Genomic DNA, 14471 nt, shown 5'->3' on the forward strand with positions numbered 1-14471 from the left:
ATTTTAATTCAACCTAACATTAAAAAGGTCTGGCTCAATATCATTTTGCCAGACCTTTTTCTGCGTGCTTAATCTGTATTGATAAAGGTAAAGCCGCTAGTTTCTAGCCTTTAGTCTCTACAGTTTTGAAAGTTATTAATACTCCACCATGCCCGCACGCAACTGTTCGATCAGCTCGGCAAACTGCTGGCGCCATTCACGTATGGTTGCTTCATCGGGCAGCCACTGATTGGATAAAGTAACGACATTAACAATCAAATCAGGCGCTGCTTTTATTCCGCTATTTGCCTTTTCATTTAATACATTCTCAGGTAGCACATTATTAGATAGCTCTACATATAAACAGCGCTGATAGGCACACTCTATATCGGCTAAAAAACCCTGCTGCTGTAACTGTTGTAAGCGCTACACTTCAGGTGATATTTGACAGACCAAACGACAAAAATATAGTTTTTGATTGGTACGGTCAGCTTGATATTTGGCAACGCGAGTCTTACCTACCATGCGCCTATCCTTATTATTTAGTGATTAAGTTAAATGAGCTGAAGTCTTTTTACAAAAATGACGAGCATCATCGTGAATTTTTCAAACAACTTTTACGAAAATGAATAGAGTTACTTACTAAGCCTTACCTTTTAATAAAGATATTCGTTTAAAAACTATCTATACAGCAGTTTACTATTTTGTTACCTTTCTTTCTAGAAAAATAATTTACCTCATCTGTTTCTTTAATCCATAAAAAAGCCAGCAACTTAGGCTGGCTTTTTCATTTATCAATAACTACACATTGTCTAGATTAGTGATTACCCTGATTAAGCTCTTGGGCGAACGCTTCATCAAAGCTTGCAAAGTCTTTGCTATCCGTACTGCCTGTCATATCAAAGGCTGCATTTAAATCGTTATCTTGAAGTCTTTGATCGGCTTTTTCTTTACGGGTTTTATGATAAGCAAGGCCCGTACCAGCAGGAATCAATCGGCCAACAACCACGTTCTCTTTTAGCCCACGAAGCTCATCCACTTTGCCTGTCACAGCTGCTGCTGTTAGGACACGAGTAGTCTCCTGGAACGACGCTGCTGAGATAAAGCTTTCAGTTGCCAGACTTGCTTTGGTAATACCAAGCAATTGACGCTCATACTTAACTGGGAATTTATCTTCTGCTTCTAGTTTAGCATTCAATGCTTTTACATCAGCGTATTCGACCTGATCACCTTTAAAGTAGCTTGAGTCACCGCCATCCGTTACTTCAACTTTACGTAGCATCTGACGAATGATAACTTCGATGTGCTTATCGTTGATTTTTACGCCTTGTAAGCGATAAACGTCCTGTACTTCATTCACGATATAGTCAGCAAGCGCAGTTTGTCCTTTCAGACGTAAGATATCATGCGGATTTTGTGGACCATCAGCAATAACCTCACCACGAGCAACGGTTTCGTTTTCGAAGACGTTAATTTGACGCCATTTCGGGATTAGCTCTTCATGAACTTCACCATCTTCATTAGTAATAATGAAGCGGTTTTTACCTTTGGTCTCTTTACCAAAGCTTACAACACCGGTCATTTCTGCCATGATAGCGTGATCTTTCGGACGGCGTGCTTCAAATAAATCAGCAACACGTGGTAGACCACCAGTAATATCTTTGGTTCCTGAAGACGCTTGTGGTACACGGCCTAGAATCGAACCGGCTGCTACTTTTTCGCCATCGCTAACGCGGATGATGGTTTCAGCTGGTAGGAAGTAAACTACCTCTTTACCTTCATCGGTGTTCAATATAATCGCCGGACGTAAGTCTTTGGCTGAGCTTGAACGATCACGCGTGGCTAGAATCTCAAACGAGCTCATACCAGTTGCTTCATCGACTTTAACCGTTGCTGTTGAACCATCAACGATATCACTAAAGCGTGCTGTACCCGCAAATTCTGTGATAATTGGATGCGTATGCGGATCCCATTTAGCGATGGTTTGACCGCCTTCGACCTGCTCTTCGTTCTTAACCAATACGCTTGAACCATAAGGAACTTTATAGCGCTCACGCTCACGACCAAGCTCATCGGTCAATGCCAGCTCAGCTGAACGCGACACGATAACCAAGTGACCATCGGTATGTTGCACCGTTTTCATGTTTTCAAAGTGTACTTGGCCAGCATTTCGAGCTGAAATACTGTTGTCCACAGAAGCCGAACTTGCTGCACCACCGACGTGGAACGTACGCATCGTTAACTGAGTACCAGGTTCACCAATAGACTGCGCTGCCATGACACCGACTGATTCGCCGATATTCACTTTATGACCGCGAGCAAGGTCACGACCATAGCACTGTGAACATACGCCATGCTCAACATCACAAGTAATAACTGAGCGTACCCAGATATCATCGATCGCGTTGTTATCAAGTACATTTACCCAATACTCATCGATCAAGGTACCAGCTGGAATCAGCACTTTCTCAGCGTCATCGTTATAAGTAACATCACGAGCAGTTACACGACCAAGAACAAGCTCACCTAGTTTCTCGATGATCTCACCACCTTGGATATGTGGCTTCATGAGCAAGCCTTCCTCAGTACCGCAATCTTCGCTGGTAATCACCAAATCTTGTGCCACATCGACCAAACGACGCGTCAAATAACCTGAGTTAGCAGTTTTTAGTGCCGTATCCGCAAGACCTTTACGCGCACCATGCGTTGAGATGAAGTACTGAAGTACCGTCAAACCTTCACGGAAGTTGGCTTTAATTGGTGTTTCAATGATTGAGCCATCCGGTTTTGCCATCAAACCACGCATTCCTGCTAACTGACGAATCTGTGCCGCACTACCACGAGCACCAGAATCTGACATGATAAAGATAGAGTTAAACGATTTTTGCTCGTCTTCTTCACCTTTGGCATTGATAACTTTATCCGTTGCCAAGTTGTCCATCATTGCTTTGGCGACTTTGTCATTGGTACGTGACCAAATATCGACGACTTTGTTATAACGCTCACCAGCGGTCACAAAACCTTGCTCAAACTGGTCTTCAATTTCACGAACTTCCGCCTCGGCGGTTTCGATGATTTGTTTTTTCAGCGGTGGAATGACCATGTCATCGATACCGATAGACACGCCAGATAAGGTTGCTTGCGCAAAACCAAGGTACATCAATTGGTCAGCAAACATGACACTTTCTTTCACACCAACTTTACGGTAGCAAGAGTTGATCAATTTAGAGATGTTTTTCTTAGTCATCTCTTCGTTACACTCATCGAACGCCATGCCTTTAGGCATGATGTTCCAGATAAGTAGACGGCCAGCGACGGTATCTTGCATCTTGACTTCTTTGGTCTCATTACCTTCGTCGTCGACATGAGTTTCCGTCACACGCACTTTAATCTTAGCGTTAACATGTAAATCGTTTGAGCCAATCGCACGCAATGCTTCATTAACGGTGGCAAAAATCATGCCCTCGCCTTTGGCATTGATTGATGAACGGCTGATATAATACAAACCAAGTACAACGTCTTGTGATGGTACGATGATTGGATCACCGTTCGCAGGAGACAAGATGTTATTGGTTGACATCATCAAGGCACGTGATTCAAGCTGTGCTTCTAGCGTCAATGGCACGTGAACGGCCATTTGGTCGCCATCAAAGTCGGCGTTGAACGCAGTACAAACCAAAGGATGAAGCTGAATCGCTTTACCTTCGATTAGTACTGGCTCAAATGCTTGAAGACCCAAACGGTGAAGCGTTGGCGCACGGTTTAGGAGTACTGGATGCTCACGGATAACCATGGCCAGCATATCCCACACTTGCGGCTCTTCACGCTCTACCATCTTTTTAGCGGCTTTAATCGTTGTCGCTAAACCATGAGACAATAGTTTGTTATAAGTAAATGGTTTGAATAGCTCAAGTGCCATTTTCTTCGGTAGACCACACTGATGTAGACGCAGGGTCGGACCTACAACAATCACCGAACGACCAGAGTAGTCAACACGCTTACCAAGTAAGTTCTGACGGAAACGACCTTGTTTACCTTTGATCATATCTGCCAAAGATTTTAACGGGCGCTTATTACTACCGGTAATCGCACGACCGCGGCGACCGTTATCTAGCAAGGCATCAACTGATTCTTGCAACATACGTTTTTCGTTACGAACGATGATATCAGGAGCGCTAAGCTCTAATAAACGTTTTAGACGGTTATTACGGTTGATCACACGGCGATACAAATCGTTTAGATCTGAAGTCGCAAAACGGCCGCCTTCTAGTGGTACTAGCGGGCGCAAATCTGGTGGTAGTACTGGTAAAATATTCATTACCATCCACTCAGGCTTGTTATTAGAATCACGGAATGCTTCTAATAATTTAAGACGCTTAGACATCTTTTTAAGCTTGGTCTCAGAGCCGGTTTGCGGAATGGCTTCACGCAGCTCATCAATTTCGATATCTAAATCGATGTCTTTTAACAAGTCTTGAACGGCTTCAGCACCCATTTTGGCCGTGAACTCATCGCCAAACTCTTCAAGGGCTTTATAATAATCTTCATCATCAAGCAACTGATACTTCTCTAAAGAAGTCAGACCAGGTTCTGTGACGATATAGCTTTCAAAATAAAGCACACGCTCGATATCACGAAGCGTCATGTCTAGTAATAGACCGATGCGGCTTGGTAATGATTTTAAGAACCAAATATGCGCCACAGGACTGGCTAGGTCGATATGACCCATTCGATCACGGCGGACTTTAGCGGTTGTGACTTCAACGCCACATTTTTCACAGATAACGCCTTGGAACTTACGGCGCTTATACTTACCACACAGACATTCAAAATCTTTTACTGGACCAAAAATTTTGGCACAGAAAAGACCGTCACGCTCAGGCTTAAAAGTACGATAGTTAATCGTTTCTGGTTTTTTAACTTCACCGTGTGACCATGATTTGATCACATCAGGTGAAGCTAACGTAATTTGAATACTGTCAAATTCATGGTTACCGTTGCCGGTAGGGCTTTGCATGATATCGAGTAAATCTTTCAAGTTGCTTCTCCGTTATCTTTATAATCATCTGACAGCGTATTATGAGCGCGGCTAAGATGAATGAAGGCAATGAATAGGGTTGAGACAAATTACTAAAAGCAGCAGCAATAAAGCAGACTGCCTTTAGTGGACAACTAAGTTAAACAGCAATTTTGCCTGCGTTAGTTTTAGTTGCTTTGTTTTAACTCAATATTAATACCCAGTGATTTGATTTCTTTGGTCAATACGTTAAATGATTCAGGCATTCCTGGATCCATGTATTGTTCACCATCGACGATGTTTTTGTACATACGTGTACGGCCTTCAACGTCATCCGACTTCACCGTTAGCATCTCTTGCAAGGTATAAGTCGCGCCATATGCTTCTAGGGCCCAAACTTCCATCTCACCGAAGCGCTGGCCACCAAACTGGGCTTTACCACCGAGCGGCTGTTGTGTCACTAATGAATAAGAACCCGTCGAGCGTGCATGCATCTTGTCATCAACCAAGTGGTTAAGTTTGAGCATATACATATAGCCAACGGTTACTTTACGGTCAAATTTCTGACCCGTACGACCATCATACAAGGTCTGCTGACCATCGCGGTCCATTCCAGCAAGCTCAAGCAATTCTTTGACTTGATACTCATGAGCACCATCAAATACTGCGGTTCCCATTGGTACACCGTCGCGTAAGTTGTCCGCTAGCGCCATGATATCGTCATCACTTAAGCTATCAAGATCAACGCTCTCACCACCTACTTTGTTATAGATTTGGTCTAAGAAATCACGCAAATCTTTGATTGCTGCTTGGGCTTTGAGCATACCGTCAATCTTTTCGCCGAGACCTTTCGCTGCCATGCCTAGATGCGTCTCTAGTACCTGACCGATGTTCATTCGCGATGGTACACCAAGTGGGTTCAAGACGATGTCAACGGTATTACCATGTTCATCATAAGGCATGTCTTCAACCGGCATAATGCGCGATACCACACCCTTGTTACCATGACGACCCGCCATTTTATCACCAGGCTGGATACGACGCTTAACGGCTAGATATACTTTAACGATTTTTTGTACGCCATGCTGTAAGTCATCACCAGCGGTCAATTTGCGTTTTTTCTCTGCAAATTTCACATCGATGTCTTTTTGCTTATCGACCAAGTAATCAGCGATTTGGGTCAGACGCTCAGAGACTTCTTCTTCAACTGGCTGGATATCCAGCAAGGTTTCAAGGCTCATCTCTTTCATGTCAGCCAATGCCATGACTGTACCAGCTTTTAGACCAGAACCGCCACTGACTTTTTGACCGTCAAGCAAGCTTGCAATACGGCCACGAGCCGCTTCTTCAAAGATGCGCAGCTCTTCTTTTAAATCTTTACGATAGCTATCAAGCTGTGATTTTTCAATCGCTTTGGCACGCGCGTCTTTTTCAACGCCATCACGGGTAAAGACTTGTACGTCAATGACCGTACCTTTGCTTGATGTTGGAACACGCAATGAGGTGTCTTTCACATCAGCGGCTTTTTCACCAAAGATCGCTCTGAGCAGCTTCTCTTCTGGGGTCAGTTGCGTCTCACCTTTTGGCGTGACTTTACCAACTAAGATATCACCAGCGTCAACTTCAGCACCGATATAAACGATACCTGCTTCATCAAGGCTTGATAATGCCGCTTCACCAACGTTTGGAATATCGGCAGTAATCTCTTCGGTACCAAGCTTAGTATCACGTGCTACACAGGTTAATTCTTGGATATGAATAGTGGTGAAACGATCTTCTTTGACCACTTTTTCAGATAACAAAATCGAATCTTCGAAGTTGTAACCATTCCAAGGCATAAAGGCGATGCGAATGTTCTGACCTAAGGCCAATTCACCAAGGTCGGTTGATGGACCATCAGCTAAGATATCACCAAAGGCAATTTCGTCGCCTTGGTTGACAATGATGCGTTGGTTGATACAAGTGTTTTGGTTTGAACGGGTATATTTGATCAAGTTATAAATATCAATACCCGCTTCACCAGCGACCATTTCATCTTCATTGACACGAACGACAATACGTGATGCATCAACATCTTCAATCACACCGCCACGCTTGGCAATGACACAAACACCAGAGTCACGCGCTACGTGACGCTCCATTCCTGTACCAACTAACGGCTTATCAGCACGTAGCGTCGGAACGGCCTGACGTTGCATGTTCGAGCCCATGAGTGCTCGGTTAGCATCGTCATGCTCTAGGAATGGAATCAAACCTGCAGCTACTGATACAACCTGACTTGGCGACACATCCATATGCGTCACTTTTTCTGGTGGCATACGTACAAATTCACCATAGCTACGCACACTGACCATCTCATCGCTAAGCTCACCTTGCTCATTGACTGGCGAATCAGCCTGTGCAATCACCGTACCGACTTCTTCAATCGCTGATAAATATTCAATCTCATCCGTAACCTTACCATCAACCACACGGCGATAAGGCGTTTCTAAGAAACCAAAGCTGTTGGTTTTAGCAAAAGTTGCTAATGAGTTAATCAAGCCAATGTTTGGACCTTCAGGCGTCTCAATTGGGCAAACACGGCCGTAGTGAGTATCATGAACGTCACGAACTTCAAAGCCTGCACGCTCACGGGTCAAACCACCCGGTCCTAATGCTGAAACACGGCGCTTATGCGTGACTTCAGACAATGGATTGTTCTGATCCATGAACTGTGACAACTGGCTTGAACCAAAGAATTCTTTGACCGCTGCCGCAACAGGTTTTGAGTTAATCAAATCTTGTGGCGACAAGTTATCAGATTCAGCTGATGATAGGCGCTCTTTAACCGCACGCTCAACACGAACCAGACCTACGCGGAATTGGTTTTCAGCCATCTCACCAACCGAACGAATACGGCGGTTTCCTAAATGATCAATGTCATCGACTTCGCCGCGACCATTACGAATTTCAATCAATTCTTTTAGGACGTTAACGATATCTTCATTGGTCAAGACGCTACGAGCGCGCTGAACATCCGCATCGTCAGTATCTTCAAACTCTAGTCCCAAACGACGATTAAACTTCATTCGACCGACATTTGATAAGTCATAACGGTCCGCATTAAAGAACATGCTTTCAAACAGTTTTTCCGCCGTTTCTACCGTTGGTGGCTCACCTGGACGCATGACTTTATAAATTTCAATCAACGCTTCTTCACGGCTTGACGTGCTATCTGCACGTAGCGTATCGGCGATATAACTGCCTTGATCGATATCGTTGGTGAACAAAATGCTGAATTCTTTAATAGAATCGCTGGCTTCATACGAGTTTAATTTGACCAATAACTCATGATCAATAAGCGTATTGGCACGAGCAATCACTTCATCATTAACAATGATGTCTTCTGCTAAAATACGCTCGTATAAGTATTCATCAGGGATAGCGATCTTAGTCATTCCCGCTTCTTCAAGCTGACGGATACGGCGAGCGTTAATACGCTTGCCCTGCTCGACGATCACATCGCCTTCTGGTGACACGATATCAAATTGCGCCATCTCGCCACGCAGACGGTCAGCAACCAGATCAATCTCGAACTGCTCTTCGCCTTTATAGACGTTCACTTTATCAAAGAATAAATCTAAAATCTCACTAGTGCTTAGGCCTAAGGCACGCAGAATAATAGACGCCAGCAGTTTACGGCGGCGGTCAATACGGGCAAAAACCAAATCTTTGGCATCAAATTCAAAGTCTAACCAAGAACCACGGTAAGGAATGATTCGAGCGTTATAAAGCACCTTACCACTTGAGTGTGACTTACCTTTGTCATGGTCAAAGAACACACCAGGAGAACGATGCAGCTGTGATACGATCACACGTTCAGTACCATTGATAATAAAAGTACCGTTAGCAGTCATCAACGGCATTTCGCCCATATAAACGCTTTGCTCACGGATGTCTTTGATTGCTGCTTTGCTGTCTTTATCTTTGCTGTCTTTGTCTTTGATAATCAGACGAATTTTGACACGCATTGGCGCCGCAAAAGTCGAACCACGTAAGATACACTCACGCTCATCAAATTCAGGCGTTCCTAGATAATATTCAACAAATTGTAGCTCTGCGTTACCAGAGTGGCTCTCAATAGGGAAAATAGAAGAAAACGCAGCTTGCAAACCAGTATTCTCACGAGCTTTTGGCTTTTTATGCTCTTGCAAAAATTGCTCATAAGAATCTACTTGGATAGACAGTAAGTATGGAATGTCCATCACAGTAGGCAATTCAGCAAAACTTTTGCGAATACGCTTTTTTTCAGTATAAGAATATGCCATCGAGAGTCCTTACAGTAAACGTGGAAACAAATTGAAAGCGTGGCCGGCTTGCTCAATACTATTTAATATGAATATTATGCAAACTTAGCGACGTAAACGATAATATAAAACGGATATTCATGCTCATCTAATAACTAACGATTAATTCATACGTATAATGCATGATTAACCCAGCTTATTTAAGCCTAAATCGGCATCTAAGCATGCCTATCTGAGTGCTAACATTGTGAATTTCAATGTCCTACACTCGTTAACTCTTCAATGCTGAAGAACAATCACTTATAAGTACTTAAGACCAATGACTGGTATTTAGTTACTATTGATTCTCTTTGTAAATTCACTTAAAGTGTTGTTGCTGAGCATCTTTTTAAAAAAACCAATCACTCACTACAATCATAAGTAATATCGTCGCTGATATCTACCGTCTACGAGCTTATATACTGACAGTAAAACCTTACCAAATAGCTTATTTAACAGCGTTTAGATTATTAATGATAACTGGGATAACTATAAATCTTAGAAATAGTAATTTTCAGAAAAAATAATTTTAGAAACTGTAATTTTAAAAATAATGATTTTAAGAACAATAACTTTTAGAATCAGTATAAACTCTAGTGTTAATGGAAAGCATGCAGACACAAAAAAATGCCAAACATCGATCGACGTTTAGCCATATTAACTGATTTTAATAACTACTACTAAGTGTGCTTGCATGTATATCGTCTGTCCTTTTGATGGGTATCCACCGTGATGTTGCATACGTATGTTGGCAGACACAAAAGGTCAAGCTACGAATTATAGTAAAAAAAAGCTGGCAATGCAAGGCATTACCAGCTTTTTTTCGTACCGCAGTTAAACTATTTTAGTTCAACAGTTGCACCAGCTTCTTCAAGTTTCTTTTTCAACTCTTCAGCTTCAGCTTTGTTAACGCCTTCTTTGATTGGAGCTGGAGCGCTTTCAACCAAATCTTTCGCTTCTTTCAGGCCAAGACCAGTCGCTTCACGAACGGCTTTAATAACGCCAACTTTCTTCTCGCCAAAGCTGGCTAGAACAACGTCAAACTCGTCTTTTTCTTCAGCAGCAGGGCCACCAGCAGCAGCGGCAGCAGGTGCAGCAGCAGCAACAGCAGCAGTTACGCCGAATTTTTCTTCCATGTCGCTGATTAACTCAACGATATCCATTACTGACATTTCAGCGATTGCGTTTAACACATCATCTTTAGATAGTGCCATGAGAACTCTCCGTTATCTGATAAAAATTAATTGATTTTACTACCGCTTGGATTGCTTGCCAAAATGTAAAATAGGAATGACAATAAAGTGCAATCAGCGATGTCAAAGTTACGTTAAAACAAGCAATTAAGCAGCTTCTTTTGCGTCTTTGATTGCCGCTACCGTGCGAACGAACTTGCCAGGAACTGCGTTCATAGTCTGGACAAGCTTGGTCACTGGTGCGTTCATAGTAGCCATCAAGATAGAGATTGCTTCGTCGCGAGTTGGTAGCTTCGATACGCGCTCTAGCTCTTCTGGACCATAAACTTCACCACCGACTGATACCAATTTGGTCTCTAAAGCATTGTTCTCTTTACTGAACTCGAAAACAACTCGAGCAGCAGATCCCAAATCTTCCATAGAGAAAGCCAAAAGTAACGGACCAGTCATACGGTCTGACATGCTCTCAAAGTTAGTGCCTTCGAAAGCGCGTTTTGCTAGGGTATTTTTTACCACTTTCAAAATCACGCCTTTTTCACGAGCTTGTTCGCGCAGCTTAGTAAGCTTGGCAACACCAATTCCGTGATATTCGGCAGCTACTGCTGAGTAAGCATTAGCAGCAACTTCAGACACTTCAGCCACAACTTGTTGTTTTTGCTCTAGCGTTAATGCCATAAGTTGACTCCTTTAATCTTATCAATCGGCTAATCATCTAAAATTTCTAAAACCGAAGTTTTAAATAGTTTAAATTTTTAGCTAAGATTGACTTGATACGACACGTTATTCGTAAATTCTATAAAAATAAAACTCACTTATAACGACTGATTACGGCACCGTTATCAGAATGACATCAAGTAATAGGTTGCCCTATCGGCTCTTATCAACAACTGGGTGGGTCACCGTCTGCGTAGGACAACTAAGATTTTCATCTGTCGTCGATTAACAAAAGCAGCTCATTGCTACCAATAACAGTTCGAAATAACCATACTCCGAACGTCATAAACAATAGCGTAAACTGCTTTCTACCTACGGTCTTAGACAGCGGAGCGTTTGCTACGCTGACCTAATTCTTCAAAAATAGTATGCTCATTATTTAAAATCGTTAAATATTGAGTAATTCTTTATGCTATAAAATTATTTAGCAACGCGATATGGAACAGGATCAATCGATAGACCTGGACCCATGGTGCTAGACAAGGTAATTTTCTTAATGAAAGTACCTTTAGACGTCGCAGGTTTAGCGCGTTTTAAATCAGACAATAACGCCTGTGTGTTTTGCATGATTTGATCGCTAGTAAAGCCAACTTGACCGATAGTAGCATGGATAATACCTGCTTTATCAACACGGTACTGTGCTTGACCTGCTTTAGCGTTAGTCACGGCTTCAGCAACGTTTGGCGTTACCGTACCAACTTTTGGGTTAGGCATTAGGCCGCGTGGACCTAGGATAGTACCTAATTGACCAACCACACGCATCGCGTCCGGAGCAGCAATAACCACATCAAAGTCCATGTTGCCCGCTTTGATTTGTTCTGCTAGGTCTTCAAAACCAACGATGTCAGCACCAGCTTCTTTAGCGGCTTCAGCAGCAGCGCCTTGAGCAAATACAGCAATGCGTTTGGTTTTACCAGTACCAGCAGGTAGATTGGTTGCACCACGAACAACTTGGTCAGATTTACGTGGGTCAACACCCAAGTTCACTGCGATATCGATAGACTCTTTAAATTTTAGAGGTGGTAAATCGTTTAGGATTTGAACCGCTTCTTCAATTGTGTACTGTTTTTCGTTATCAATACGGCTATTAATTTCTTTTTGGCGTTTGGTTAGCTTAGACATTATACACCCTCCACGGTAATACCCATTGAACGAGCGGTACCAGCGATGGTACGGACAGCAGCATCAAGACCAGCAGCAGTTAAGTCTGCATCTTTAGTCTTAACGATCTCTTCTAATTGCGCGCGATCAACTTTACCGACTTTAGCGGTATTTGGTGTACCAGAACCTTTAGCGATACCAGCAGCCTTACGTAGTAAGTACGCAGCTGGTGGTGACTTCATGATAAAGGTAAAAGACTTATCGCTGTATACAGTGATCTCAGTAGGAATCGGTAGTCCCGGCTCTTGATTTGAGGTCGCAGCGTTAAATTCTTTACAGAAAGCCATGATGTTCACGCCTTTTTGACCCAATGCTGGACCAATCGGTGGTGAAGGATTTGCTTTGCCTGCAGGCACTTGTAGTTTGATGTAACCATCAATCTTCTTAGCCATGATACTCTCCTAAATGGGTAATAGCGCCAAATCAACGTGGTATGCACCTCATTGACTAACGGCTCCCCGGTTGATGAATGCTGTGTTAATTAATACTGGTGTTTAGTCTAGTTTTTCAACTTTACTAAACTCAAGCTCAACCTGAGTTGGTCGATTAAATACGTTTACCGTCAAATGTAATTTAGACTTCTCGTAATCCACTTTTTCCACCAACCCTTTAAAGTCAGTAAATGGACCATCGATAACCAACAACTCTTCGCCCGGCTCAAATAAAGTCTTCGGACGTGGATCAGTTTCAGTCTGATTTAAACGGTTTAAAATACGATCCGCTTCTACTTGCGTAATCGGCGCCGGCATCTCAGGCGTACCGCCGATAAAACCCATAATACGTGGGCAGTCTTTAACGATGTGCCACGTGTTATCGTTCATTTCCATCTGAATCAATACATAGCCTGGAAAGAACTTACGTTCGCTTTTACGCTTTTTGCCGTCTTTCATTTCGACGACTTCTTCGGTAGGAACCAAGACATCACCGAATGAATCAGCGAATTCACTACGATTGATACGATCAGTTAATGAACGTTGTACTTGCTTTTCATATCCTGAAAACGCTTGGACAATATACCAACGCATATCACGCTCCTGATCATTAAAGTTAAGTCGTTATAAGTAAATTCTGGTTCCAATGACACTAATACACGCCATTAACCAATAAAGATACCAACGAACCAATTAAAAAAGTTATCTAATAACCAAACCAAAAAACCCACAATAATAATCATAACAATGACTTGCCACGTATACTGGAAGGTTTCATCTTTGCCTGGCCATGTGACTCGGCGCAGCTCAACGGCCGCGTCTTTTAACAATATTTTAAAAGCGCGACCTTGATGCGTTAATGCCAAGCATACAAAAGCCATGACAACTAGAGCCACGATAATACCAATACGCACCCAAACATCATTGGCAGGTTGCCAATAGCCAGGTAAATACTGATTAACTAACGTTGCCCCTATCAAAATTACGGCGGCAAGTAGCCACAAAATCACATCTTTTACTGATCCCGTCTTAGCAACTTCAACAGCAGTTGTTTGTTTATTCGCCGAAACGTGATTATTTTTGGACAGCATTCCACCAGCAACTGCCTTGGCATCAGATAACTTAGTCTCGAGGTTATCCTGATTATTGCTCATAAAGAACTCACTTCGGAGATGATGGGGTATGACAAAGATGTGATAAGAAGATGGCAGGCGATGTAGGACTCGAACCTACAACCCTCGGTTTTGGAGACCGATGCTCTACCAATTGAGCCAATCGCCTATGGGTGTAAAGGTCAGCATTATACAATATTGAGCATAGAATGCAAGCATTTAGAAAAAAATTATTTTATCACTGCTATTCAATACTATAGATTAGACATCTAATATGGATGATAAAAATCAGCTATAAAAGGCGCTAGTGAGCTGCAGCGTTAATATAGCAAGCTCGGTTAAGAATTACAATAGATGGTCAGCAGATAGTAGCGAGTTTCAAAGCGTATTTGATAAATACCTTTATAATAAAGATGCCCTACTCTTTATACGAGCACTCTTTTTATACGAGCATTTCCAATTAGACTACCAATTTACAATGGCCAAACTTTCCCCATAAAAAAAGCCACCCTTAATTATGAACTGACCCCCGAAACTTG

At 42.6% G+C, this 14471-nt stretch carries 9 protein-coding genes and 1 tRNA gene; all 10 read right to left on the minus strand.

The genetic code is table 11. The features are described 5' to 3' along the window. Positions 1–135: 135 nt before the first annotated feature. On the minus strand, positions 136–318 hold the full coding sequence (locus tag B4K26_RS05240; protein WP_296243980.1) for a hypothetical protein: 183 nt from the start codon (positions 316–318) through the stop codon (positions 136–138). 478 nt (positions 319–796) lie between these two features. Next, the gene (gene rpoC / locus B4K26_RS05245; RefSeq protein WP_296243981.1) at positions 797–5017 is read right to left on the minus strand and encodes a DNA-directed RNA polymerase subunit beta'; all 4221 of its coding nucleotides are present in this window, start codon (positions 5015–5017) and stop codon (positions 797–799) included. Positions 5018–5184: 167 nt separating this feature from the next. Next, a complete protein-coding gene (gene rpoB, locus B4K26_RS05250) occupies positions 5185–9303 on the minus strand; it encodes a DNA-directed RNA polymerase subunit beta (RefSeq protein ID WP_296243982.1) in 4119 nt (1372 codons plus the stop codon). Between the two features lie 857 nt (positions 9304–10160). Then, on the minus strand, positions 10161–10535 hold the full coding sequence (gene rplL, locus B4K26_RS05255; protein ID WP_296243983.1) for a 50S ribosomal protein L7/L12: 375 nt from the start codon (positions 10533–10535) through the stop codon (positions 10161–10163). A 126-nt stretch (positions 10536–10661) separates the two neighbouring features. After that, the gene (rplJ, locus tag B4K26_RS05260; RefSeq protein ID WP_296243984.1) at positions 10662–11189 is read right to left on the minus strand and encodes a 50S ribosomal protein L10; all 528 of its coding nucleotides are present in this window, start codon (positions 11187–11189) and stop codon (positions 10662–10664) included. A gap of 459 nt (positions 11190–11648) precedes the next feature. Further along, positions 11649–12350, minus strand: a complete 702-nt coding sequence (rplA, locus tag B4K26_RS05265; protein ID WP_296243985.1) for a 50S ribosomal protein L1 — start codon at positions 12348–12350, stop codon at positions 11649–11651. Beyond that, positions 12350–12781, minus strand: a complete 432-nt coding sequence (gene rplK, locus B4K26_RS05270) for a 50S ribosomal protein L11 (RefSeq protein WP_068405081.1) — start codon at positions 12779–12781, stop codon at positions 12350–12352. The genes rplA and rplK overlap by 1 nt, the downstream gene beginning before the upstream one ends. Before the next feature lie 102 nt (positions 12782–12883). Beyond that, on the minus strand, positions 12884–13414 hold the full coding sequence (gene nusG, locus B4K26_RS05275; protein WP_296243986.1) for a transcription termination/antitermination protein NusG: 531 nt from the start codon (positions 13412–13414) through the stop codon (positions 12884–12886). Positions 13415–13485: 71 nt separating this feature from the next. Next, on the minus strand, positions 13486–13974 hold the full coding sequence (gene secE / locus B4K26_RS05280) for a preprotein translocase subunit SecE (protein WP_296243987.1): 489 nt from the start codon (positions 13972–13974) through the stop codon (positions 13486–13488). A gap of 51 nt (positions 13975–14025) precedes the next feature. Continuing rightward, a tRNA-Trp gene (locus tag B4K26_RS05285) sits at positions 14026–14101 on the minus strand. Positions 14102–14471: the final 370 nt, after the last annotated feature.

This window comes from Psychrobacter sp. UBA6766 (assembly GCF_002453355.1).
Lineage (GTDB): Bacteria > Pseudomonadota > Gammaproteobacteria > Pseudomonadales > Moraxellaceae > Psychrobacter.